This window comes from Aeromonas sp. QDB31 (assembly GCF_027707605.1).
Classification (GTDB): Bacteria; Pseudomonadota; Gammaproteobacteria; order Enterobacterales; family Aeromonadaceae; genus Aeromonas; species Aeromonas media.
Genome location: NZ_JAPCIX010000002.1, coordinates 152,537 through 176,212, shown reverse-complemented (window position 1 = coordinate 176,212; position 23,676 = coordinate 152,537). Strand labels below are relative to the sequence as shown.

At 59.6% G+C, this 23,676-nt stretch carries 17 protein-coding genes and 1 tRNA gene; 12 read left to right on the top strand and 6 right to left on the bottom strand.

The window, feature by feature from the left end; all coding sequences use genetic code 11:
• Positions 1–592 precede the first annotated feature (592 nt).
• On the bottom strand, positions 593–1,843 hold the full coding sequence (sstT, locus tag PG898_RS02760; protein ID WP_041205671.1) for a serine/threonine transporter SstT: 1,251 nt from the start codon (positions 1,841–1,843) through the stop codon (positions 593–595).
• A 337-nt stretch (positions 1,844–2,180) separates the two neighbouring features.
• Between sstT and PG898_RS02755 the strand changes: the two genes are divergently transcribed.
• The 4 genes from PG898_RS02755 (at position 2,181) to PG898_RS02740 (ending at position 9,414) form a co-directional block, all read left to right on the top strand.
• Positions 2,181–4,103, top strand: coding sequence for a RecQ family ATP-dependent DNA helicase (locus tag PG898_RS02755; RefSeq protein WP_270823497.1), 1,923 nt, complete (start codon positions 2,181–2,183; stop codon positions 4,101–4,103).
• Positions 4,104–4,664: 561 nt separating this feature from the next.
• On the top strand, positions 4,665–6,587 hold the full coding sequence (locus PG898_RS02750; RefSeq protein ID WP_042649892.1) for a PrkA family serine protein kinase: 1,923 nt from the start codon (positions 4,665–4,667) through the stop codon (positions 6,585–6,587).
• Between the two features lie 24 nt (positions 6,588–6,611).
• A complete protein-coding gene (locus PG898_RS02745) occupies positions 6,612–7,883 on the top strand; it encodes a YeaH/YhbH family protein (protein WP_043129845.1) in 1,272 nt (423 codons plus the stop codon).
• Between the two features lie 10 nt (positions 7,884–7,893).
• Positions 7,894–9,414 (top strand): SpoVR family protein, encoded by a 1,521-nt coding sequence (locus PG898_RS02740; RefSeq protein ID WP_270823495.1) that lies wholly within the window; start codon positions 7,894–7,896, stop codon positions 9,412–9,414.
• Positions 9,415–9,474: 60 nt separating this feature from the next.
• On the opposite strand, the gene fadR is transcribed toward PG898_RS02740, so the two are convergent.
• Positions 9,475–10,188, bottom strand: a complete 714-nt coding sequence (gene fadR, locus PG898_RS02735) for a fatty acid metabolism transcriptional regulator FadR (protein ID WP_041205666.1) — start codon at positions 10,186–10,188, stop codon at positions 9,475–9,477.
• A gap of 333 nt (positions 10,189–10,521) precedes the next feature.
• Here fadR and nhaB point away from each other — a divergent pair, with 333 nt between their 5' ends.
• Complete coding sequence (nhaB, locus tag PG898_RS02730; RefSeq protein ID WP_270823494.1) at positions 10,522–12,096, top strand: Na(+)/H(+) antiporter NhaB; 1,575 nt, start codon at positions 10,522–10,524, stop codon at positions 12,094–12,096.
• A gap of 86 nt (positions 12,097–12,182) precedes the next feature.
• Positions 12,183–12,704 (top strand): disulfide bond formation protein DsbB, encoded by a 522-nt coding sequence (gene dsbB / locus PG898_RS02725; protein ID WP_270823493.1) that lies wholly within the window; start codon positions 12,183–12,185, stop codon positions 12,702–12,704.
• A gap of 319 nt (positions 12,705–13,023) precedes the next feature.
• On the opposite strand, the gene PG898_RS02720 is transcribed toward dsbB, so the two are convergent.
• The 3 genes from PG898_RS02720 to uvrB all read right to left on the bottom strand — a co-directional run bounded on the left by PG898_RS02720 (position 13,024) and on the right by uvrB (position 16,021).
• Positions 13,024–13,674, bottom strand: coding sequence for a DedA family protein (locus PG898_RS02720; protein ID WP_171273768.1), 651 nt, complete (start codon positions 13,672–13,674; stop codon positions 13,024–13,026).
• 80 nt (positions 13,675–13,754) lie between these two features.
• Positions 13,755–14,012 (bottom strand): YkvA family protein, encoded by a 258-nt coding sequence (locus PG898_RS02715; RefSeq protein ID WP_043129838.1) that lies wholly within the window; start codon positions 14,010–14,012, stop codon positions 13,755–13,757.
• Positions 14,009–16,021 (bottom strand): excinuclease ABC subunit UvrB, encoded by a 2,013-nt coding sequence (uvrB, locus tag PG898_RS02710; RefSeq protein WP_171273767.1) that lies wholly within the window; start codon positions 16,019–16,021, stop codon positions 14,009–14,011. The genes PG898_RS02715 and uvrB overlap by 4 nt, the downstream gene beginning before the upstream one ends.
• 132 nt (positions 16,022–16,153) lie before the next feature.
• Between uvrB and PG898_RS02705 the strand changes: the two genes are divergently transcribed.
• Positions 16,154–16,229: transfer RNA gene (locus PG898_RS02705), tRNA-Asn, on the top strand.
• 138 nt (positions 16,230–16,367) lie between these two features.
• Here PG898_RS02705 and PG898_RS02700 read toward each other — a convergent pair.
• Positions 16,368–16,574: a hypothetical protein gene (locus PG898_RS02700; protein WP_005327874.1), complete on the bottom strand. Its 207-nt coding sequence runs from the start codon at positions 16,572–16,574 to the stop codon at positions 16,368–16,370.
• Positions 16,575–17,001: 427 nt separating this feature from the next.
• Here PG898_RS02700 and PG898_RS02695 point away from each other — a divergent pair, with 427 nt between their 5' ends.
• The 5 genes from PG898_RS02695 to PG898_RS02675 all read left to right on the top strand — a co-directional run bounded on the left by PG898_RS02695 (position 17,002) and on the right by PG898_RS02675 (position 23,643).
• Positions 17,002–18,687: an aspartate:alanine antiporter gene (locus PG898_RS02695; RefSeq protein ID WP_005327876.1), complete on the top strand. Its 1,686-nt coding sequence runs from the start codon at positions 17,002–17,004 to the stop codon at positions 18,685–18,687.
• A gap of 204 nt (positions 18,688–18,891) precedes the next feature.
• Positions 18,892–20,409 carry a lytic transglycosylase F gene (locus tag PG898_RS02690; protein ID WP_270823490.1) on the top strand — a complete coding sequence of 506 codons (1,518 nt, stop codon included), beginning with the start codon at positions 18,892–18,894 and terminating at the stop codon, positions 20,407–20,409.
• A 222-nt stretch (positions 20,410–20,631) separates the two neighbouring features.
• The gene (locus PG898_RS02685) at positions 20,632–21,597 is read left to right on the top strand and encodes a tripartite tricarboxylate transporter substrate binding protein (protein ID WP_270823489.1); all 966 of its coding nucleotides are present in this window, start codon (positions 20,632–20,634) and stop codon (positions 21,595–21,597) included.
• 42 nt (positions 21,598–21,639) lie between these two features.
• The gene (locus PG898_RS02680) at positions 21,640–22,101 is read left to right on the top strand and encodes a tripartite tricarboxylate transporter TctB family protein (RefSeq protein ID WP_042649899.1); all 462 of its coding nucleotides are present in this window, start codon (positions 21,640–21,642) and stop codon (positions 22,099–22,101) included.
• A 9-nt stretch (positions 22,102–22,110) separates the two neighbouring features.
• The gene (locus tag PG898_RS02675) at positions 22,111–23,643 is read left to right on the top strand and encodes a tripartite tricarboxylate transporter permease (protein WP_043129833.1); all 1,533 of its coding nucleotides are present in this window, start codon (positions 22,111–22,113) and stop codon (positions 23,641–23,643) included.
• Positions 23,644–23,676: the final 33 nt, after the last annotated feature.

The following is a 23,676-nucleotide window of genomic DNA, read 5'->3' as shown; positions in this document are numbered from 1 at the left end:
CTGCGTTGCCGCCCGTGCAATCTGCCCCTTTCCTCACATCCCGCCCGTGGGCAAAAGGGATGGCAGCCTGGCTGCCCCATGCTGCCGAGTGAGCCCCCACCCATGTTCCCTTCTGACCTTCCCCAGCCCTTTGCCGGGTTCCCGTGCAAGAGGATGGGCGCTATACCGCGCCTACATCGGGCACCTCGGGCCTCCCCGCAGGGGTCTGGGTTTGCATCCGATACGCGGGATACCGTCGCTCGCCAGCCCCGCTCTCAGATGCAACGGTGGCGAGCAGAATCTCTGATGCTCCAGATCGGCGCCCATATGCCCGCTGACGAGCCTTGAGGCCTTGCCGCGATAGCGGCACGGCGGCTGGCTGCCCATCAGCGCCTGAGCCTAGGGACCCCGCCGCCCCTGCTGCCCTTCCTTTCCAGAGGGATAGCGCGACCGCCCTAGCAGGCAGGCGCCGATACTCCCATGAACGAGAGACACCACGGCGGCAACGGGCAGATGGGAAGCAGGAAGGAGCCAGTGTTGCTGGCCTGAAATCGCAGGCAATAAAAAGCGCCCTCCGAAGAGGGCGCCAGCATTTAGGGAAAAGCTAAGAGGATCAGGCTTCGCGGCTGGGCAGCGGGGCCGCTTCCAGCAGGCTCTCATCCTCGGCCATGCAGGCGGCCGCGGTGAACAGCACGTCGGTGGAGCTGTTGAGGGCCGTTTCGGCGGAGTCCTGCAGCACCCCAATGATGAAGCCCACGGCAACGACCTGCATGGCAATGTCGTTGCTGATGCCAAACAGGCTGCACGCCAACGGGATCAGCAGCAGGGAGCCACCAGCCACGCCGGAGGCGCCACAGGCACTGACGGTGGCGACCACGGAGAGCAGAATGGCGGTGGCCATATCCACTTCCATCCCCAAAGTGTGCACCGCCGCCATGGAGAGCACGGTGATGGTGATGGCGGCGCCGGCCATGTTGATGGTGGCGCCCAGCGGGATGGAGACCGCATAGGTGTCTTCCGGCAGACGCAGTTTCTCGGCCAGCGCCATGTTGACCGGGATGTTGGCGGCAGAGCTGCGGGTGAAGAAGGCGGTCACGCCACTCTCTTTCAGGCAGGTCAGCACCAGCGGATAGGGATTGCGCTTGATCTTCCAGAACACGATGAGCGGGTTGACCACGAAGGCGATGAACAGCATGCAGCCGATCAGCACCACCAGCAGTTGGGCATAGCCAAACAGGGCATCGAAGCCGGTTTCCGCCAGGGTGGAGGCAACCAGACCCAGGATGCCGAGCGGGGCACAGCGGATCACCGCCTTGACGATGGCAGAGACCCCGTGGGACACATCGGAAATCAGCGCCTTGGTACTCTCATTGGCGTGACGCATAGCGATGCCAAGGCCGATAGCCCAGGCCAGGATACCGATGTAGTTGGCATCCAGCAGCGCCTTCACCGGGTTGGTCACCACGTTGAACAGCAGGGTCTGCAGTACCTCGGTGATGCCGCCCGGCGGGGTGATCTCGGCAGTGCTGGCAACCAAGTGCAGGTTGGAGGGGAACAGGAAGCTCGCCATCACGGCCACCACGGCGGCCAGGAAGGTCCCCAGCACATAGAGCAGCAAGATCGGCTTCATGTTGGTCTTCTGGCCCTGCTTGTGACCAATGATTGCCGACATCACCAGCACGAAGACCAGCAGCGGAGCGACCGCCTTCAGGGCACCGACGAACAGGCTGCCAAGCAGACCCGCCGCCTTGGCCCATTCGGGCATGAACATAGCAAGGAGGATACCGAATACCAGACCGACCAGGATCTGGCTAACCAGACTGGTGCTGTTGACCAGTTTTATGAGGGGGTGTTGTTGTGTCATCAAATAGTCCCTGTGCACTCATGGTGCGTGAATCATTAGTCCTGTTGGCAACCTGCCGCGCGCATTGACACCGGCCTGTGGACGGTGGTGCCGTTGGCAAACCTTCTTCTGGGTTTGTCCAGTACGCGTGGGGCTGCGGACAAGGAATATCCCATCTGCCACCGTTTTTTTCCACATAATCACTGAAAAATATCAGGGTTACCTCACAAAAAATCTACAACAATGTGATAACACAATATCAACCGCGGTCAAATTGTCACCAAACCAGTCCTATCATCGGCCGATGTGGGGGCGAGAGTGGTATCATGCCGCTCACTTTGCACTGGAGCCTGTTGCCATGATCACCTCTTTATTGACCCGACACTTCGGCTTCGATCAGCTGCGACCCGGCCAGGAAGCGGTGATCAGCCGCCTGCTGGCCGGCAAGAGTGCGGCGGCCATCTTCCCGACCGGCGCAGGCAAGTCCCTCTGCTACCAGTTGCCCGCGCTGGCACTGCCCCATCTGACCCTGGTCATATCCCCCCTGCTCGCGTTGATGCACGATCAGCTCGCCTTCTTGCAACGCAAGGGGATCGCCGCCGCCACCCTGGACTCCAGCCAGACCCCCGAGGAGAGTCGGCGGGTGATGCAGCAGGCCAGTGACGGCCAGCTCAAGATCCTGATGATCTCGGTGGAGCGCCTCAAGAACGAGCGTTTTCGCCGCTTCATCGCCCAGGTGCCGCTCTCTCTGCTGGTGGTGGACGAGGCGCACTGCATCTCGGAATGGGGCCACAACTTTCGGCCCGACTACCTGAAGCTGCCGGACCATCGCCGCGATCTCGCCATTCCCCAGGTACTGCTGCTCACCGCCACCGCCACCCCGGTGGTCATGGCAGACATGCAGGCCAAATTCGCCATCGAGGCCGAGGATCTGGTGGTGACGGGTTTCTATCGCCCCAATCTGGATCTCGCCGTCATTCCGCTGGCCGGCAATGCCCGCGATGGTTGGCTGCGTGACGAATTGCGCCGCGATCCCGCAGCCCCCACCATCGTCTACGTCACCCTGCAACAGAGTGCGCAGCAGTGCGCCGATCAGCTGCAGGCCATCGGCATCCGCGCCTGTGCCTATCATGCGGGGCTGGATCCCGCCCTGCGCAGCCAGATCCAGCACGACTTCATGGCCGGCCGACTCGACTGCATCGTCGCCACCATCGCCTTTGGCATGGGCATCGACAAGGCCGATATCCGCCGGGTCATTCACTACGATCTGCCCAAATCCATCGAGAACTACAGCCAGGAGATAGGCCGTGCCGGACGTGACGGACTCCCCTCCCGCTGCATGGTGCTGGCGAGCCGCGCCCAGTTGCCTGTGCTGGAAAACTTCGTCTATGGGGACACCCCTGACAGGGAGGCCATCCTGAGCTTGCTCCAGATCCTGCAACAGAGCGGTGCCGAGTGGGAATTCAGCCTGCTGCGCCTCTCCAACGAGACCAACATTCGCCAACTGCCCCTCAAGACCCTGCTGGTCTATCTGGAGATGGCGGGGATCATTGCCCCGGCCTACAGCTACTTTGCCGAGTACCGTTTCAAGTTCGTACTGGAAAAAAGGGAGATCCTGGCCCGCTTCAATCCCGATCGCCGTCAGTTCCTGGAGCAGCTGTTTGCCTGTGCGCCCCAGGCGCGCAGTTGGTGCACCATGGACTTCGATGCACTGTGGCAGGGTTATCAGGGGGAACGACAGCGCGCCGCGGCGGCGCTGGACTATCTGCAGCAGCAGGGCTGGATCGAGCTGGAGAGCAAACAGATGACGGAGGTGTATCGAGTCGTGCACCAGCATATCGACCCGGCGGCACTGGCCGAAGAGCTGCATGGACTGTTTGAAAAGAAAGAGCAGAGCGAGCTGGCACGCCTGCAGGCCCTGCTGGGGTTCTTTACCTCGACCCGTTGCCTGAGCCATGAGCTGGCCCGCTATTTTGCCGATCAAGAGGCGCCCGAGCGCTGTGGTCACTGCTCCGTCTGCCGGGGGGAGATAGCCGTGCTACCGCCGCTGCCATCTCCGGGCTTGCCCAACGAGCACGGCTTGCGCGCCTGGTGCGATCCTCTGATTGCCCTGTGTCACCAGCGCCATCCCAGGATCCTGACCCGCTTCCTGTGCGGTATCGCCACCCCACTGACCACCCGGATCAAGGCGAGAAACCTGGCCGGTTTTGGCCAGCTGGCGGCCCATCCCTTCGCCGAGGTGCTGGCGGCGGTGTCGGCGATCTATCCTGCCGACGCTTGATCACCCGCTTGCCGGACGCTGAAAAAATAAGACCCTCGCGGATGCGAGGGTCAAGCCAACGGAAACGTGCTTAAACAGAGCTTAGTATCTGCACAATCACCCACTCTCTTGCTAAAGCGATGACTGCTCGACACAGGGCCAATCTAGAGCAGCCAGAATGTAGCGTCAATGTAAAAATTAGAGCTTAAACACCAAACAACAAGCATTACGTTAACGTAAGCGTAATGAAAATTCATCCCATCTCCCCTGCCACCCTTGCCCCGCCTGCACTTCGATTCCACAAACCCGGGAGCCATCATTTTCTGCACCTGCCACACAAACATTTATTTTTTATGTCTTTGACATTTGCATCACTGTCGTGGCAAAAATAATTTAACAGTCAGTAACATAGAGATGTCATTGGCTGCCTCTTCCCGCATGAGGATCGGGAAGCTCCCGTACAAACTTAAACCAATGATGCGATGGATTACTGGGGGCTGTTGACTAGGCTTAAGAGGTAAACAGAACAAAAGTAGTGATCCACTCTTTTTCAGGGTAAGCGACTATAACGAGGGCTAAGTTATGGGCATCTTCGAGCACTATCAACAGCGGTATGAGAAGGCCAGAGAGGAGGAGTACAGCATCCAGGAGTTTCTGGATATGTGCAAACAGGACAAATCCTGCTACGCCTCCGCAGCCGAACGACTGCTGGTTGCCATCGGCGAACCGGAAATGATCGACACCTCCGTCAATCCGCGCCTCAGCCGCCTCTTTTCCAACCGCGTCGTCGCACGCTATCCCGCTTTCAAAGACTTCTATGGCATGGAAGAGGCCATCGAGCAGATCGTCTCCTACCTCAAACACTCCGCACAGGGACTGGAAGAAAAGAAGCAGATCCTCTATCTGCTCGGCCCCGTTGGCGGCGGCAAATCTTCGCTGGCCGAGAAACTCAAGTCCCTGATGCAAAAAGTGCCCATCTATCGCATCAAAGGATCGCCGGTCAACGACCACCCCTTCTGCCTGTTCGACATCGAGGAGGACGGCGAGATCCTGGAAAAAGAGTACGGTATCCCACGCCGCTACCTGAGGCCCATCATGTCCCCTTGGGCGGCCAAGCGGCTGCATGAGTTTGGCGGCGACATCACCAAATTCAAAGTGGAGAAGGTCAACCCTTCCATCCTGGATCAGATTGCCATCGCCAAGACAGAACCTGGCGATGACAACAACCAGGACATCTCCTCCCTGGTGGGCAAGGTCGACATCCGCATGCTGGAGCACTATGCCCAGGATGATGCCGATGCCTACTCTTACTCAGGCGCGCTGTGCAAGGCGAACCAGGGGATGATGGAATTCGTAGAGATGTTCAAGGCCCCCATCAAGGTACTGCACCCCTTGCTGACCGCGACCCAGGAAGGAAACTACAACGGCACCGAGGGGCTCTCCGCCCTCCCCTTCGACGGCATCCTGCTTGCCCACTCCAACGAATCCGAGTGGCAGCAGTTCCGCAACAACAAGAACAACGAGGCCTTCCTCGACCGGGTATACATCGTCAAGGTGCCCTACTGCCTGCGAGTCTCGGAAGAGGTGAAGATCTACGAGAAACTGCTGTTCAACAGCGAGCTGACCGAGGCCAAGTGCGCCCCGGGCACCCTGGAGCTGCTGGGCCAGTTCTCGGTATTGTCACGGCTCAAGGAGCCGGAAAACTCCAGCCTCTACTCCAAGATGCGGGTCTATGACGGCGAGAGCCTCAAGGATACGGATCCCAAGGCGAAGAGCTATCAGGAGTACCGCGACTACGCCGGTGTCGACGAGGGCATGAACGGCCTCTCCACCCGCTTTGCGTTCAAGATCCTCTCCCGTGTCTTCAACTTCGACCATGCGGAAGTGGCGGCCAACCCTGTCCACCTCTTCTATGTGCTGGAGCAGCAGATCGAGCGCGAGCAGTTCCCGCAGGAGCTGCACGATCGCTACCTTGAGTTCATCAAGGGCTATCTGACCCCGCGCTACGTGGAGTTCATCGGCAAGGAGATCCAGACCGCCTATCTCGAGTCGTATTCAGAGTACGGGCAGAACATCTTCGATCGCTACGTCACCTACGCCGACTTCTGGATCCAGGATCAGGAGTACCGTGATCCCGAGACCGGCCAGCTCTTTGATCGGTCGTCGCTCAACAGTGAGCTGGAGAAAATTGAGAAACCCGCCGGGATCAGCAACCCGAAGGATTTTCGCAACGAGATCGTCAACTTCGTGCTGCGTGCACGGGCCAACAATGCAGGCCGTAACCCCAACTGGACCAGTTACGAGAAGCTGCGCACCGTGATCGAGAAGAAGATGTTCTCCAACACGGAAGAGCTGCTGCCGGTTATCTCCTTCAACAGCAAAACCTCGGCCGAGGAGCAGAAGAAGCACGATAACTTTGTCGAACGGATGATGGAGAAAGGCTACACCCGCAAACAGGTGCGTCTGCTCTCCGAATGGTATCTCAGGGTACGCAAGTCATCCTGACCCTGCCGTGTTCAAGGGGGAGTTATGGCGCATTTTATCGACCGCAGGCTCAACGGCAAAAACAAAAGCGCTGTCAATCGGCAGCGCTTCATCCGCCGCTACAAGAAGCAGATCAAACAAGCGGTCTCGGATGCTGTCTCCAAGCGCAGCATTCAGGACGTGGACAAGGGCGAGAGCATCAGCATCCCGACCAAGGACATCGGTGAACCCCATTTCCATCAAGGCCAAGGCGGCAAACGGGAGATGGTGCACCCGGGCAACGATCAGTTCGTCTCCGGTGACAAGATTGACCGCCCCAAGGGAGGGGGCAGCGGTCAGGGTGGAGGCGAAGGCCAGGCCTCGGATCAGGGAGAGGGCGCTGACGACTTCGTGTTCCAGATCTCCAAGGATGAGTATCTTGATCTGCTGTTTGAGGATCTGGAGCTGCCACGGTTGCAGAAGACCCAGCTCAACCAGCTGATGGAGATGAAGACCTACCGAGCTGGCTACACCTCCAACGGGGTGCCCGCCAACATCAATGTGGTGCGCTCGCTGCAAAACTCGCTGGCGCGGCGCATGGCGCTGCAGGCGGGCAAGAAGCGCCAGATGCACGAGCTGGAGGAGCGGCTGGCCCTGCTGGCTGTCGATCCCAACGAACATTTTGCCGAGATGGCACAGCTCGAAAAAGAGATCAGGGAGCTGAAACGGCGGATCGAGGCAGTGCCCTTCATCGACACCTTCGATCTCAAGTTCAACAACTTCGTCAAACGGCCCGTGCCCTCCAGTCAGGCGGTGATGTTCTGCCTGATGGATGTCTCCGGCTCCATGGATCAGGCCACCAAGGAGATGGCCAAGCGCTTCTATATCCTGCTCTATCTGTTCCTGAGCCGGACCTACAAGAACGTCGAGGTAGTCTACATTCGCCACCACACCCAGGCCAAGGAGGTGGATGAACACGAGTTCTTCTACTCCCAGGAGACCGGCGGCACCATCGTCTCCAGCGCGCTCAAGATGATGAACGACATCATCAACGAGCGTTATCCGGCCAACCAGTGGAATATCTATGCGGCGCAGGCATCAGATGGTGACAACTGGGCGGATGACTCACCGCAATGCCGGGAGATCCTGATGCGCGACATCATGCCGCGGGTGCGCTACTACTCCTACATCGAGATCACCACCCGCGCTCACCAGACTCTGTGGCACGAGTATGAGTCGGTGGCCGACCAATACCCCCACTTCGCGATGGAACATATTCGCAAGGTTGAGGACATCTATCCGGTGTTCCGGGAGTTGTTCAAGAAGCAAGCGGCTTGAGGGATCACATATGGTAGAAACCGCGAGAAAAATAGCGCCGCTGGACGATGGGCCTGACTGGAACTTCGATCTGCTGGAGACCTATCACCAGGAGATTGCCCGGGTTGCCAAGTTTTATCGGCTGGATACCTATCCCAACCAGATCGAGGTGATCACCGCCGAGCAGATGATGGATGCCTACTCCAGCGTCGGTATGCCCATCGGCTACCAGCACTGGTCATTCGGCAAACGCTTCATCCACACCGAGCGCAACTACAAGCGCGGCCAGATGGGGTTGGCTTATGAAATTGTCATCAACTCCGATCCCTGCATCGCCTACCTGATGGAAGAGAACACCATGCCGATGCAGGCCCTGGTGATGGCCCACGCCTGCTACGGCCACAACTCTTTTTTCAAGAACAACTACCTGTTCAAGGCCTGGACCGATGCCTCCTCCATCATCGACTACCTGCTGTTTGCCAAGAACTACATCACCGAATGCGAGGAAAAACACGGTATCGATGCCGTCGAGCGCCTGCTTGACTCCTGCCATGCCCTGATGAACTTCGGGGTGGATCGCTACAAGCGGCCCCAGAAGATCTCCCTGGCAGAGGAGAAACGTCGCCAGAAGGCACGGGAAGATTACCTGCAAACCCAGGTTAACGAACTGTGGCGCACCCTGCCCAAGCAGCACAAGGCAACCGGTATCGAGGACAGACGCTATCCAGCCGAACCTCAGGAAAACATCCTCTACTTCATCGAGAAGAACGCCCCTCTGCTGGAGCCCTGGCAGCGAGAAGTGGTGCGCATCGTGCGCAAGATCAGTCAGTACTTCTACCCGCAGAAACAGACTCAGGTGATGAACGAGGGGTGGGCCACCTTCTGGCACTACACCATCCTCAATCACCTGTATGACGAAGGGAAGATCAGCGATCGCTTCATGATAGAGGTGCTGCACAGCCACACCAACGTGGTGTACCAACCCCCCTATAACAGCCGCTACTACTCGGGGATCAACCCCTATGCCCTCGGCTTTGCCATGTTCACCGACCTGCGCCGCATCTGCGAACACCCGACCGAGGAGGACAGATACTGGTTCCCCGATTACGCCGGCACCAACTGGGTCGACACCCTGCACTTCGCCATGCAGAACTTCAAGGACGAGAGCTTTATCAGCCAATTCCTCAGTCCCAAGGTGATGCGTGACATGAAGCTGTTTGCCATTGATGACGACGATCTGAAGAACTACCTCAAGGTCTCCGCCATCCACAACGAGGAGGGTTACCGTCTGGTACGCAACACCCTGTCTGCCCAATACAACCTGAGCAATCTGGAGCCCAACATTCAGGTCTACAACGTGGCGGTGAAGGGAGATCGCTCACTCACCCTGCGTTATGTCCCCCACAACCGTATCCCCCTTGGCGAGTCGCGGCACGAGGTGCTCAAGCATCTGCACCAGCTGTGGGGATTCGATGTGGTGCTGGAGCAGGATAACGGCGAGCTCACCGCAGACATCATAGGGCGCTGCCCGGATCGCAAAAGTCTGACCTGATAGGCAGACAAAAAGCATAAAAAAACGCGCCATTCGGCGCGTTTTTTCTGGTGATCTTCATCAGTTATCGCACAGGTTGCTCGGCATGTCCTGGCGCAGACGAGTCCACAACTTGCCCGATTCGATACCGTACTGACGCACCGTCATGAACACGGCCTCGTGATTCTTGGTCTCGGCCAAGCCCAGCAGCGTCTTGTAGTAGGCATCCGCTGTCTCGCGCGCCTGCTTGTCGGAGAAGTAATAGCGTCCGACCCTGCTGTACAACCCCTTGAACCCGTTGAGGATCAAGGCATAGATAGGATTACCGGAAGCAAACGAGAGCTGGTGATGCAGGCGGTAATCGAACTCGGCATAGGCTTCAGCCGAATTGTCGACCTCATCGGCCCCGCGCAGGATCTCGGCGGCTTGCTCCGGGTTGTTGCGAATGGCGCCACGGATGAAGATGGTGCAGATGTTGGTGCGAGCCGACAGCAGTTGGGCCACCAGATCCGGCACCTTGTCCTGATCGAGCCGTGCCAGGGTCTCCAGGATGTTGAGGCCCGAGGTTTCCCAGAAGTTGTTGACCTTGGTCGGTTTGCCATGCTGGATGGTGAGCCAGCCATCGCGGGCAAGGCGCTGCAGCACTTCGCGCAAGGTAGTGCGAGTCACGCCAATCAGCTCGGACAGTTCGCGTTCCGCCGGTAGAATGGATCCTGGAGGAAAGCGATTGTTCCAGATGGACTCGATGATGTATTCCTCGGCAAACCCGGCAGGGCTTTGCGCTTTTATGACCATGTAGTGACTCTGTTGTAGTACGTAAAAAGGCTCACGAATAATAGCAAAGCCGGTCATGCTGGCAAGCAGAAGGTCAGTCCTCTGCTCACATTAACCGGATCTTTTTGTTAAAAATATGTATGCGATAACATGACTGGAGCCAACCAAGACCAAATGATGGTGATATCGGCGCCTCGCCACTGGGCAAGCATCGTGGCGTTATTTATAGTTAGCGCTCCCTTGATTAAAATCATGTGCAATCAATTTGATAAAGGTGAATATCCGGATGTTCGGGTCGAGTCGGGCTCGACTGCATAGACGCAGATACCAACAACAAAACAGAGAACCATCATTATGCCAATCAGCCTAGGGCGCGCTTTTGCAAAGAATTTTTTGGGCAATGCTCCACGGTGGTACAAGATTGCCATCGTCATATTCCTGCTGATCAATCCGATCGTCTTCCATGTGGATCCCTTCCTGGCTGGCTGGTTGCTGGTCGTCGAGTTCATCTTCACCCTGGCCATGGCGCTCAAGTGTTACCCGCTGCAACCCGGTGGCCTGCTGGCCATAGAGGCCGTGCTCATCGGCATGACCTCGGCGAACCAGATCAAGCATGAGCTGGTTGCCAACATCGAAGTGCTGTTGTTGCTGGTGTTCATGGTGGCTGGCATCTATTTCATGAAACAGCTGCTGCTCTACGTTTTCACCAAGATGCTGGTCCGCATCCATTCCAAGACGTTGCTCTCCCTCGCCTTCTGCCTGGTCTCGGCCTTCTTGTCCGCCTTCCTCGACGCCCTGACCGTGATCGCCGTGGTGATCAGCGTCGCCACCGGTTTCTACGCCATCTACCACAAGGTGGCCTCGAGCGATGAGTCCGGAAATCTGCATCAGGATGACGAAGGGATCGATGAGCTGTCTCGCCAGCACCTGAACGAGTTTCGTGCCTTTTTGCGCAGCCTGATGATGCACGCCGCCATCGGCACCGCCCTGGGGGGCGTCTGCACCCTGGTCGGCGAGCCCCAGAACCTCATCATCGGTGAGCAGGCGGGCTGGCATTTCGGTGAATTTGCCATTCGCATGGCCCCAGTCACCATCCCCGTCTTCTTCTGCGGTCTGCTCACCTGCATCCTGGTGGAGAAATTCCGCTGGTTCGGTTATGGCACCAAGTTGCCAGAGCCCGTGCGCCATATCATGGAAGCCTATGAGCGCGATGAAGATGCCGAGCGCAGCCCGCAAGAGAAGGCCAAGCTGCTGGTCCAGGCGGCTATCGCCATCTGGCTGATCACTGGTCTGGCTCTGCATCTGGCGGCGGTGGGCCTGATCGGCCTGACTGTCATTGTGCTCGCGACGTCCTTCACCGGCGTCACCGAAGAGCATTCTCTCGGCAAGGCCTTCCATGAGGCGCTGCCCTTCACCGCCCTGCTCACCGTTTTCTTCAGCGTGGTGGCGGTGATCATCGATCAACAGCTGTTCAAGCCGGTGATCCAGTGGGTGCTGGCTGCCAAACCCGAGGATCAGCTCGCCCTCTTCTATCTGGCCAACGGCTTGCTTTCCATGGTGAGCGACAACGTCTTCGTCGGCACCGTCTACATCAACGAGGTGAAGACCGCCCTGCTCAATGGCGCCATCAGCCGCGAACATTTCGATCTGCTGGCGGTGGCCATCAACACGGGGACCAATCTGCCGTCGGTGGCCACCCCCAATGGCCAGGCGGCCTTCCTGTTCATGCTCACCTCGGCGCTGGCGCCGCTGCTGCGCCTCTCCTATGGCCGCATGGTGTGGATGGCTCTGCCCTACACCCTGGTGCTGGGGCTGGTGGGTTTCTTTGCGGTGGAACAACTGCTCGCCCCTGCCACCGAATGGTTCTACCAGGCCGGCTGGCTGACGCAGGGTGGCGCCGTGCCAACCCTGGTACCGGCGGCACACTGATGACGCGAGGGGCCATAAGGCCCCTTTCTTTTTAAATGGGGCTCTGCTCTAATTCAGCCACTATTTTTCTCTGTGAGATCAATCAGATGATCGAGTTTCTTCGCCGTATTGCCAGCCATCGTCTGGCCTGGGGCTCGTTGGCCGCGTCGGCTCTCTGCTTCGAGCTGTGTGCCCTCTTCTTTCAGCACGTGCTGGGTCTGCACCCTTGCGTGATGTGCATCTATGAGCGGATCGCCATCCTCGGGGTGTTCGCTGCCGGCCTGCTCGGCATGGTGGCGCCAGAGAAGTGGTATCTCCGTTGGAGCGCCATGCTGCTGTGGGGCTACAGTGCCTTCTGGGGCCTGAAACTGGCGCTCAAGCATGTGGATTACCAGGTGAACCCCTCCCCCTTCAATGTGTGCGAAGGCTTTGTCGACTTCCCAAGCTGGGCGCCCCTCGATCAGTGGGTGCCCTGGCTCTTCTTCCCGGACGGCGATTGCAGCGAGATCAGCTGGCAGTTCCTGAGTTTCTCCATGCCGCAGTGGCTGGTACTCATCTTCGCCGCCTACCTGCTGGTGTTCGTCGTGGTCGCCATCGGCAACCTGGTCAAGGGCCGCTGCTGCAACTGACGCTGACGCTGACAATGCCATATAAGACGCATCAAAAAGGGAGCCATCGGCTCCCTTTTCATCTGATGCCCGATCAGCTGCACCCAGTCCTTGCCCAACCCCTGCTCCCGCGCCTCCATGATCTCTTCATCGGGTTGGTGACCAGCGTCGCCGCCTGCTGATGTTTGTAGTGGTCGCGGTTTGAGTACCGTTGTCGCAGTCAAACCAGCAATGCCGGGTTCAGACAGAGACAAACTCGGATAACGAAAAGGGGAGCCATAATGGCTCCCCTTTCTTGTGATCGCAGACTCTGCAGCACGCGACCTTCTTTAACACACCTTCATCCTGCCTTGGCAGTGCTCATCCTGGCCTTCACCATGCCAACGACCATGGGCAGCAGCGAGATGGCAATGATGCCGAAGATGAGCAGAGTGAAGTTGTGACGCACCACCGGCAGGTTGCCGAAGAAGTGGCCCGCATAGACGAACGACAATACCCACAGCAAGCCGCCAATCAGGTTGAACGCCAAGAAGCGCGGGTAGGTCATGGCTCCCATGCCCGCCACGAAGGGGGCAAAGGTACGCACTATGGGCAGGAAACGGGTGATGATGATGGTCTTGCCGCCGTGCTTGGCATAGAAGGCGTGGGTCTTGACCAGATAGTCGCGACGGAAGATCTTCGAATCGGGATTGCGGAACAGTTGATCCCCGAAGAAGTGGCCTATGGTGTAGTTCACCACGTTGCCGAGCACGGCTGCGATGATCAGCACCCCCGCCAGGGTATGCACATCCAGCACGCTGCCCACGGTGAGGGCGCCTGCGGCAAACAGCAGGGAGTCGCCGGGCAGGAAGGGGGTCACCACCAGGCCGGTCTCACAGAAGATGATGAGGAACAGGATGGCGTAAACCCAGATGCCATAGTGCTCGAACAGCTCTTTCAGGTGCACGTCAACGTGCAGAATAAAGTCGATTGCAAACAGGATCAGATCCATTTTCTCATACCCATGAAGTGAACGGCGTGGAGTCTACGCCAATGCCTTGCAACCGACAATCTGCGGTATCGCTTCGCCCTTCATTCCAGGGTATCCAGCCCCTGCCTGACCGTTGCGGGCAGGCAGGACTCCCACCCCCAGAGCAGCAACAGCAGCAGGCTGACGTCGTCTAGCCAACCCACGAAGGGCACCAGATCCGGAATGAGATCCACCGGGCTGATGCCATAGACGAGGATGAGGATCACCAGTCCCTTGGCCCACCAGGGGGTGTCCGGGTGGCGAAAACCGGCATAGAGGCGGCGCAGGCGCCGCCAGATCAACCAACGCTTGCCACTCATGACTCGATCAACTCGCCGCGCAACCGCTGGATCTGATCCCGCATGGCCGCGGCCTGCTCGAACTCCAGATCCCGGGCATGCTGGAACATCTGCTCTTCCATCCGCTTGATCTCTTTGGCGATCTCGCTGGCGGAGCGGGCATGGTACTCCCCTTGCGGCTCGGCCGCCTTGCGACTGCCTCTGCCGGGTTTGCCAGCGGTGCGGCTGCCACCCATGTCCATCATGTCCCCCACCGACTTGTTGAGGCCCATAGGCGTGATGCCGTGTTCAAGGTTGTGGGCATGCTGCAGGGCACGGCGCCGTTCGGTCTCCTCGATGGCCACCTTCATGGAGTTGGTGATGGTGTCGCCGTAGAGGATCACCTTGCCGTTGAGGTTGCGTGCCGCGCGGCCTATGGTCTGAATGAGGGAACGGGTGGAGCGCAGGAAGCCCTCCTTGTCCGCATCCAGGATGGCCACCAGGGAGACCTCCGGCATGTCGAGCCCTTCTCGCAGCAGGTTGATGCCCACCAGCACGTCGAACTTGCCGAGGCGCAGATCACGGATGATCTCCACCCGCTCCACTGTGTCGATGTCCGAATGCAGGTAACGCACCCGCACGTCGTGATCCGCCAGGTATTCGGTCAAGTCTTCCGCCATCCGCTTGGTGAGGGTGGTGACCAGCACCCGCTCCTCCACCGCCACCCGTAGCCGGATCTCGGAGAGCAGATCGTCCACCTGGGTGGTGACGGGGCGCACCTCGATTTCGGGATCCAGCAGGCCGGTGGGACGCACCACCTGTTGCACCACGTCGCCGCCGGACTTCTCCAGCTCGTAGGGGCCGGGGGTCGCCGAGACGAACACTGTCTGGGGCATCAGGGCCTCGAACTCGTCAAACTTCAACGGTCTGTTGTCCAGCGCCGAGGGGAGCCGGAAGCCGTACTCCACCAGGGTCTCCTTGCGGGATCTATCCCCTTTGAACATGGCGCCTATCTGCGGCACAGTAACGTGGGACTCGTCGATGATGAGCAGACCATCCCCCGGCAGGTAGTCAAACAGGGTGGGCGGCGGCTCGCCGGGGGCACGCCCCGACAGATAGCGGCTGTAGTTCTCGATACCGGAGCAGTACCCCAGCTCCTGCATCATCTCGATGTCGAACTGGGTGCGCTGGCTGATGCGCTGCTCCTCCACCAGCTTGTTGAGGGAGAGCAACTGCTCGCGGCGTCCCTTGAGCTCTTCCTTGATGTGATCGATGGCACCCAGAATGGTCTCGCGCGGCGTGGCGTAGTGGGTCTTGGGGTAGATGGTGTAGCGCACCACGGTCTGCTCGATGGCACCGGTCAGGGGATCGAACTGGGAGAGCCGCTCCACCTCCTCGTCAAACAGCTCCACCCGCAGTGCCAGCTTGTCCGACTCCGCCGGATAGATGTCGATCACCTCCCCCCGCACCCGGAAGGTGCCGCGCTGGAAGGCCATGTCGTTGCGGGTGTATTGCAGCTCGGCGAGGCGGCGCAGGATATCCCGCTGGTTGATCACATCCCCCACCTTCAGGTGCAGCATCATGCTGAGGTAGGCCTGAGGGTCCCCCAGACCGTAGATGGCCGATACCGAGGCGACAATCACCACGTCGCGCCGCTCCAGCAGCGCCTTGGTGGCTGACAACCGCATCTGCTCGATGTGATCGTTGATGGAGGCATCCTTCTCGATGAAGGTGTCCGTGGTCGGCACATAGGCTTCCGGCTGGTAGTAGTCGTAATAGGAGACGAAGTACTCCACCGAGTTCTCGGGGAAGAACTCCTTCATCTCCCCATAGAGCTGGGCGGCCAGGGTCTTGTTGGGAGCCAGTATCATGGTCGGGCGATTCAGGGTGGCGATAACGTTGGCCATGGTGAAGGTCTTGCCCGACCCGGTCACCCCGAGCAGAGTCTGGTGAGCGAGGCCGGACTCGATGCCATCGAGCAGGCGGGCGATGGCCGCAGGCTGATCCCCCGCGGGTTGAAACTGGCTGGCCAGCTTGAAAGGCTTATTCATGACGACTCCCGACAAAAAACGGCAAGAGAGCAGTGTACCCCGAGTTGGCAGGCCTGGGTATCCGCTCTCCTGCCCTGACGGCTATTGACCCCGAAATGCGACCTCTGTATGATGCTCCTCCTTGCCTGATGTTCCCCCGTAGTTCAGTCGGTAGAACGGCGGACTGTTAATCCGTATGTCACTGGTTCAAGTCCAGTCGGGGGAGCCAATTCCTCACCATCTCGGTGCAAGTTATCCACTTTAGTGCTTTCCTCTGCCAATTTTAATGCACAAGCCGTCCCTCGCGGCGCACTCCCCCTTTGATCCCCGGTTCCTGACCAGCAGCGTTTTGTTCTGCTGCGTATAACTATTTGATTTTTATAGAAACATTTTTTTGCCGGTATTTTTTGAACAGCGCTTGCACCCCAGTATTGGCGCGGCTTGCAGGCTGATCACCAAGTTTCATGAACAGGGTTATCCACAGTTTCTGTGGGTAAGTGTGCCAAACCCAATGCAGGCCTAGGTTGGCAGCAATTGTCTCCGCTTTGGCAAGGTAAAACTCCTCACCCCCCATTTTCTCCTGTTTTTGCCCTCCCCCCTAAATGGGTCGGGCGGGGGCGAGACATCCTCTTTCTCCCGCTTTTTTTTCGCCATGCCCCGTGCCATGGGTCAGCCTCAACCGAACGGAAAAAAGGATTCCTTTGCATCCCTATAACCACCCCAGTCAAAAATGCTGAAAATCATGCTCAATCGCCTCCTGCGCAGCAGGTAATAAATTGTCCACAGGGCTGTCACGCCCTCCCCCGCCGACAGCAGAAATCACTCATTGACAGCGGGAAAAGCAGCGCAAAATAGAGGTATTTTCCCCAAGTCGCCCGCGCATCGCTCCCCGCCCCGGAGAGACCAGCACTTAACTGGCTGTTAATCCGCTTTCGCGCTTCTTTCTTGGTGAGGGATCCGGCACAATATCTGCCCCACTTTTTTCCTCGGTTTTTCCGGGCATGACCATAGATTTCGTGACACTGCTACATCAAAGCGACTCTCTGCTGCTGTTCGTGGTGCTGGCCTTCGGCCTGCTGCTGGGCAAGGTACGCATCGGCAACTTCCAGATTGGCAACACCATAGGGGTGCTGTTCACCGCCCTGCTGTTTGGCCAGATGGGGTTCCAGTTCTCCACCTCCACCGAGAACGTCGGCTTCATGCTGTTCATTTTCTGTGTGGGGATCGAGGCGGGCCCTCACTTCTTCAGCGTCTTCCTGCGCGACGGCATCCACTACATCACCCTGACCCTGGTGATCCTGCTGACCGCCTTGCTGCTGACAGTGGGACTGGCCAAGTTCTTCAACCTGGGACCCGGCATGGCGGCGGGGATACTGGCGGGGTCGCTGACTTCGACCCCGGCACTGGTGGGGGCCCAGGATGCCCTGCGCAGCGGCCTGCTCAATCTGCCCCACGGCACCGACATGCAACCCGTGCTCGACAACATGGGGATAGGCTACGCCCTGACCTACCTGGTGGGCCTGGTGGGGTTGATGCTGGTGGTGCGCTATCTCCCCTCAATGGCGCGGCTCGATCTCAATACAGAGGCGCAAAAGATAGCCCGCGAGCGGGGACTCTCCGACAGCGAGAGCCGCAAGACCTATCTGCCCATCATTCGCGCCTATCGCGTCGGTCCGGAGCTCGCCGCCTGGATCGGCGGTCGCACCCTGCGCGAAACCGGCATCTACCCCCACACCGGTTGTTACGTGGAGCGGATCCGCCGCAACGGCATTCTGGCGAGCCCGGACGGCGACGCCGTCATCCAGGAGGGGGACGAGATCGCCCTGGTCGGCTATCCGGAGAGCCACGAGAAGCTCGACGTCAACTACCGCAACGGCAAGGAGGTGTTTGACCGCAACCTGCTCGACCTGCAGATCGTCACCGAAGAGATAGTGGTGAAGAACGACGCCGTGGTGGGCCGCCATCTGGTGGAGCTCAACCTGACCGAGAAAGGCTGCTTCCTCAACCGTGTGGTGCGCTCCCAGATCGAGATGCCGTTCGATCGCAACATCATGTTGCAAAAAGGCGACGTGCTGCAGATCAGCGGCGAGAAGCAGAGAGTCAAGCTGCTGGCCAACAAGATCGGCTTCATCAGCATCCACAGTCAGACCACAGATTTGGTGGCCTTCACCACCTTCTTCGTGCTCGGTCTGCTCATCGGTTCCGTCTCCCTGGTGTTCGGCCAGATAGAGTTCGGCCTCGGCAACGCCGTCGGCCTCTTGCTGGCAGGGATACTGATGGGTTACCTGAGGGCCAACCACCCCACCGTCGGCTATGTGCCGCCGGGCGCGCTGCGCCTGGCCAAGGATCTCGGCCTCGCCGTCTTCATGGTGAGCACGGGCCTCAAAGCCGGTGGCGGCATCCTCGACCACCTGAGCGAGGTGGGGATGGTGGTGCTCTTCTCCGGCATGCTGGTGACCACCTTGCCGGTGCTGGTGGGCTATCTGTTCGGGGTCTGGGTGCTCAAAATGAACCCAGCCCTGCTGCTCGGGGCCATCACGGGTGCCCGTACCTGCGCCCCGGCGATGGATGTGGTCAACGAGGCCGCCAACAGCTCGATTCCGGCGCTCGGCTACGCCGGCACCTATGCGGTGGCCAACGTGATGCTGACTCTGGCAGGCTCCTTCATCATCGGCTTCTGGTTCTAGCCACTCATAAGACCGATGCAATCCTCACAGAGGGAGCCCGAGGGCTCCCTCTTCCATTACAGGGCTGACCGTCCTTTCACCCTCAAATGACACGTGCCTCTGGATAGTAACAATCGTGCTATCGGCTGGCTCCGTTGAAACTCAAAGAGCTAAAGCGTCCCTTGCGCCCCACTTACACTCAGTAAAACGAGTGAGGTGAACATCATGAAACGCCTATGGATTGTCATGGTCTGGGTGCTTTGTTCTCTGGCACCGGTCTGGAGCGCCGAGCCAGAGAAAAAGGCCACCGTCGAGGAAGAAGAGGAGCGCAGCGCCCTGGCTTTTGACAGCGCTGAGCTCGCCAAACCCATGCTGGGGGATTTCGACGCCATGCTGGAGAGGCGCACCATTCGGGTGCTGACCACCTACAACAAGACCGGTTACTTCATCCACAAGGGGGTGCAGCGGGGCGTCACCTATGATGCCTTTATCCAGGTGGAGAAACGCCTCAACGAGCAGTTGCGCAAGGACAAGGCCATCAAGCGCCACCTCAAGGTTCATATCGTCTTCATTCCCGTGGCCCGGGAAGCCCTGCTGGCCTCCCTCATCGAAGGCAAGGGCGATATCGCCGCCGCCAACCTCACCATCACGGACAAGCGCAAGCAACAGGGGGTGGAGTTCACCGACCCTTTGCTTGAAAACGTGCGCGAACTGCTGATCTCCGGTCCCCACTCTCCCAAGGTGGAGAGCGCCGCCGATCTGGGGGGCAAAACCATCTTCGTACGACCCTCTTCCAGCTATTTCGAGAGCCTGATGGCCTATAACCAGGCTCGCAAGGAGGCGGGAGAGCCCCTCATCGACATCCAGCCAGCCTCGGAGGTGCTCGAAGATGAAGATCTGGTGGAGATGGTCAATGCGGGTCTGCTGCCCTTCATCGTCATGGATGAACACAAGGCCCGCTTCTGGCAGAAGATCTTCCCCAAGATAACCATCCATGAGACCCCGGTGTTCCGGGAAGGGGGCGTCATCGCCTGGGCAGTGCGCAAGGAGAGTCCCAAGCTGCTCGCCATGCTCAATCAGCAGATCAAGGCGATACGGGGCAAGGCAACGGGGGAAGAGATCCTGGCCCGCTATCTCAAGCAGAACAAGTTCGTCAAGAGCGCTGACGCCGCCGCCGAACGCAAGAAGTTCCTGCAGGTAGTGGAGCTGTTTCGCGAGTATGGCGACCGCTATGACGTGGACTGGCTGTTGATGGCGGCTCAGGGTTATCAGGAGTCGGCCCTGAACCAGAAGGCGCGCAGTCATGTCGGCGCCATCGGCATCATGCAGATCATGCCCGCCACCGGCAAGGGGCTGAAGGTGGGCGACATTCGCCAACTCGAGCCCAACATCCACGGGGGCGCCAAATACATGCGCTGGATGATCGATCACTATTATGCCGACGAGCCCATGACCGCCCTCGACAAGGCCCTCTTCTCCTTCGCGTCCTACAACGCCGGCCCCGCCCGGGTCGCCAGACTGAGAGCCGAGACCAAGAAACGGGGCATGGATCCCAACGTCTGGTTCCACAATGTCGAATACGTGGCGGCGGAGAAAATTGGCCCCGAGACAGTCACCTATGTGGGCAATATCTACAAGTACTACATCGCCTACAAGCTGGTGATGGAACAGATGCAACTGAGACAGAAGGCCAGCGAAGCCCTCCAGCAGCAAGAGAAGGTCTCGGCGGCAAAGAAATCATAAGCGACTCAGGCCAGCACCAACCACGGGCGGGGCCCCTCTCTTCACCAGAGGCGAGCCCCGCGTCTAGTTCAGCACCCCTCCCTCTTGGCGGCGGGTTCCCTCCCTCCCCATGACCAGAATGAACAGAATGGGCACAACAGCCTTAATAGCCATTACGGCCAGATTGTTTTCCAACCACACACCATTAATTAACCTCTTTGCAACAATCACAAGGAGAACATCATGTTGCAAGGAACCTTCAAGCACACTCTGCTCTGCTGCCTGCTGGGCGCCAGCCTCGGCGTCCAGGCCAAGATAGACGAAGTCCACTTCCTGATCCCGGGTGGCGCCGGCGGCGGCTGGGACAACACGGCCCGTGGCACCGGCGAGGCACTGACCAAGTCCGGCCTCATCACCACCGCCTCCTACCAGAACATCTCGGCCGGTAGCGGTGCCAAGGCCATCGCCCATCTGATCGAAACCTCGGCCCAGTCCGACGAGACCCTGATGGTCAACTCCACCCCCATCATCGTCAAATCCCTCTCCAAGGAACTGCCGCAATCCTTCCGGGATCTTACCCCGGTGGCCGCCATCATCGCCGACTATCAGGCGCTGGCGGTACCGCTGGACTCCCCCTATCAGAACTGGGCCCAGTTGCTGGCCGCCTATGAGGCGAACCCAGCCAAGGTGAAGATTGCCGGTGGCTCCGCCCGTGGCAGTCTGGATCACCTGGTGGCCGCCATGACCTTCAAGAATGCGGGGGCCGATGCCGGCAAGCTGCGCTACGTGGCCTATGACGCCGGTGGCAGCGCCATGGCGGCGGTACTGGCGGGGGAAACCCAGGTGCTCTCCACCGGCTTTGGCGAGGCGATGGAGGCGGTCAAGTCCGGTCAGATGCGGATCCTCGGCGTCACCGCCCCCGAGCGCATGCCGGATGCCAGCCAGGTACCCACCTTCTCCGAGCAGGGCAACCCCACGGTGTTTGCCAACTGGCGCGGCTACTTCGCCTCCCCCGGCATCAGCCCGGAGAAATCCGCCGAGTTCGCCGCCCTGCTCAAGCAGATGTACGACAAACCGGAGTGGGAAGCGGTGCGGGCGCGCAATAGCTGGATCAACCAGTATCAATCCGGCCCCGAGTTCACGGCTTTTCTCAACAGCCAGGAGCAACAAATTGGCGGCCTGATGCGCGAGCTCGGCTTCATCAAGTAACCCTCAGCCTGTGGCGGGCCAGGCCCGCCCATCGGAGTCATCATGCGACTGACCAAGGAACGGTTCGGGGGGCTGCTGTTTTTGCTGCTCTCCCTCGCCTACGGCTATCACGCCACCCAGATCCCCGGCTACCCGGGGGACGAATATGAACCCTTTACCGCCAGCACCCTGCCCTATGCCCTGGCCGGAGCCGGGGTCCTGCTCTCCCTGTTGCTGATCTGCTCAGCGGGGGGAGAACCACTGGGCAAGGAGTCCGGCAACTGGCGGCTGGTATTCGCCCTGCTGGGGCTGATGCTGGTCTACGGCCTCGCCCTCGGCTGGCTCGGCTTCCTCGTCGCCACCATCTTGTTCCTGATCGGGGGGATCCTGCTGATGGGCGAACAGAGCCTCGCCTTTGCCTGCAAGGTGAGCATCCCTTTCACCCTCATTTTCTGGGCCCTGCTCACCAAGGGGCTCAATGTCTACCTCGAGCCGGGTCGGCTGTTCACCCAGTTGCTGGGATAAGGAGAACCCATGTTAGACGGAATCCTGCAAGGGCTCGGCACCGCCATGATGCCCATCAACCTCTTCATGGTGGTGGTCGGCTGCTTCGTCGGCACCTTCATCGGCATGCTGCCAGGGCTGGGGCCGGTCACCGCCATCGCCCTGATGATCCCCATCACCTACGGGCTGGATCCGGCCTCCGGCATCATCCTGATGGCCGGGGTCTATTACGGCTCCATGTTCGGCGGCTCCACCGCCTCCATCCTGATCAACACCCCGGGCTGCTCCGCCAGCATGATCACCGCCATCGACGGCTATCCGCTGGCCTGCAAGGGGTATGCAGGCAAGGCACTGGCCATCGCCGCCTACGCCTCCTTCGTCGGTGGCACCCTGTCGGCCATCTTCCTGATGGTGGCGGCGCCGCTGCTCGCCAAAGTCTCCCTCGCCTTCCAGTCGGCGGACTACTTCGCCCTCATGGTGCTCGGGCTCTCTGCGGTGGCGGCCTTCGCCGGCAAGGGCCAGGTGCTAAAGGCACTGATCATGGCGCTGTTTGGCATCATGATCTCCACCGTCGGCATCGATCGCAGCGTCGGGGTGGACAGATTCACCTTCGGTCTGCCGGACTTGCGCGATGGCTTCTCCTTCCTGCTGCTGGCTATGGCCACCTTCGCCCTCGCGGAGATCCTGATGACGGTGCTGCGCCCGGGCAAAGACACCAGCAAGGAGGAGGCGAGCAAGATGCAACAGCTCGGCTCCCTCAAGCTGAGCCGGGACGAGGTGAAGGAGATAGCGCCCCCCATCGCCCGCTCCTCTGTGCTGGGTTTCCTCATCGGCGTACTGCCGGGGGCCGGTGCCACCATCGCCTCCTTCATGGCCTATGGGGCCGAGCGCAACTTCGCCCGCAAGGGCAAGCGGGACGAGTTTGGCAAGGGCAGCCTGACCGGCATAGCCGCGCCGGAAGCGGCCAACAACGCCGCCTCCAGCGGGGCCTTCGTGCCGTTGCTGACCCTGGGGATCCCGGGTTCAGGTACCACGGCCCTGATGCTGGGGGCCCTCATCGCCTATGGCATCCAGCCCGGCCCGCGCCTCTTCATGGAGCACCCGGATGTATTCTGGTCGGTGATCATCTCCATGTATCTGGGCAACGTGGTGCTCTTGATCCTCAACCTGCCGCTCATTCCCTACCTGGCCAAGGTACTGCAGGTACCTCGCCCCGTGCTCATCCCCATGGTGCTGCTGTTTTCGCTCATCGGGGTCTATCTGGTCTCCTTCAACACCATGGACATCTATGTGATGGTGCTGGTGGCCCTGGTGGCCATAGGGCTGCGCCTGCTGGACTTCCCCATGGCCCCCATGCTGCTCGGCTTCATCCTGGGGGGCATGCTGGAAGACAACCTGCGCCGGGCCCTGGTGATCAACGACGGCTCCCTGAGCTTCCTGTGGGAGCGCCCCATCACACTGGGTTTCACCCTGGTCACCCTGGTGATGCTGCTGTTGCCGCTCTGGCAGTGGTGGCAGGCCCGTCGTACGCCGGTGGCAACCCTGCAATCCGACCCGACCTGATCCGAGACATCACAAAAAGAGCGCCAACAGGCG

What these genes read in the sequence shown, in the direction of transcription:
- PG898_RS02715 (WP_043129838.1), bottom strand. Translation starts at nt 14,012, where the DNA reads ATGAGTGGCAAGCGTTGGTTGATCTGGCGGCGCCTGCGCCGCCTCTAT.
- PG898_RS02745 (WP_043129845.1), top strand. Translation starts at nt 6,612, where the DNA reads ATGGCGCATTTTATCGACCGCAGGCTCAACGGCAAAAACAAAAGCGCT.
- dsbB (WP_270823493.1), top strand. Translation starts at nt 12,183, where the DNA reads ATGATCGAGTTTCTTCGCCGTATTGCCAGCCATCGTCTGGCCTGGGGC.
- PG898_RS02740 (WP_270823495.1), top strand. Translation starts at nt 7,894, where the DNA reads ATGGTAGAAACCGCGAGAAAAATAGCGCCGCTGGACGATGGGCCTGAC.
- PG898_RS02700 (WP_005327874.1), bottom strand. Translation starts at nt 16,574, where the DNA reads ATGGGGGGTGAGGAGTTTTACCTTGCCAAAGCGGAGACAATTGCTGCC.
- PG898_RS02690 (WP_270823490.1), top strand. Translation starts at nt 18,892, where the DNA reads ATGAAACGCCTATGGATTGTCATGGTCTGGGTGCTTTGTTCTCTGGCA.
- PG898_RS02755 (WP_270823497.1), top strand. Translation starts at nt 2,181, where the DNA reads ATGATCACCTCTTTATTGACCCGACACTTCGGCTTCGATCAGCTGCGA.
- PG898_RS02680 (WP_042649899.1), top strand. Translation starts at nt 21,640, where the DNA reads ATGCGACTGACCAAGGAACGGTTCGGGGGGCTGCTGTTTTTGCTGCTC.
- PG898_RS02720 (WP_171273768.1), bottom strand. Translation starts at nt 13,674, where the DNA reads ATGGATCTGATCCTGTTTGCAATCGACTTTATTCTGCACGTTGACGTG.
- fadR (WP_041205666.1), bottom strand. Translation starts at nt 10,188, where the DNA reads ATGGTCATAAAAGCGCAAAGCCCTGCCGGGTTTGCCGAGGAATACATC.
- PG898_RS02750 (WP_042649892.1), top strand. Translation starts at nt 4,665, where the DNA reads ATGGGCATCTTCGAGCACTATCAACAGCGGTATGAGAAGGCCAGAGAG.
- nhaB (WP_270823494.1), top strand. Translation starts at nt 10,522, where the DNA reads ATGCCAATCAGCCTAGGGCGCGCTTTTGCAAAGAATTTTTTGGGCAAT.
- uvrB (WP_171273767.1), bottom strand. Translation starts at nt 16,021, where the DNA reads ATGAATAAGCCTTTCAAGCTGGCCAGCCAGTTTCAACCCGCGGGGGAT.
- PG898_RS02675 (WP_043129833.1), top strand. Translation starts at nt 22,111, where the DNA reads ATGTTAGACGGAATCCTGCAAGGGCTCGGCACCGCCATGATGCCCATC.
- sstT (WP_041205671.1), bottom strand. Translation starts at nt 1,843, where the DNA reads ATGACACAACAACACCCCCTCATAAAACTGGTCAACAGCACCAGTCTG.
- PG898_RS02685 (WP_270823489.1), top strand. Translation starts at nt 20,632, where the DNA reads ATGTTGCAAGGAACCTTCAAGCACACTCTGCTCTGCTGCCTGCTGGGC.
- PG898_RS02695 (WP_005327876.1), top strand. Translation starts at nt 17,002, where the DNA reads ATGACCATAGATTTCGTGACACTGCTACATCAAAGCGACTCTCTGCTG.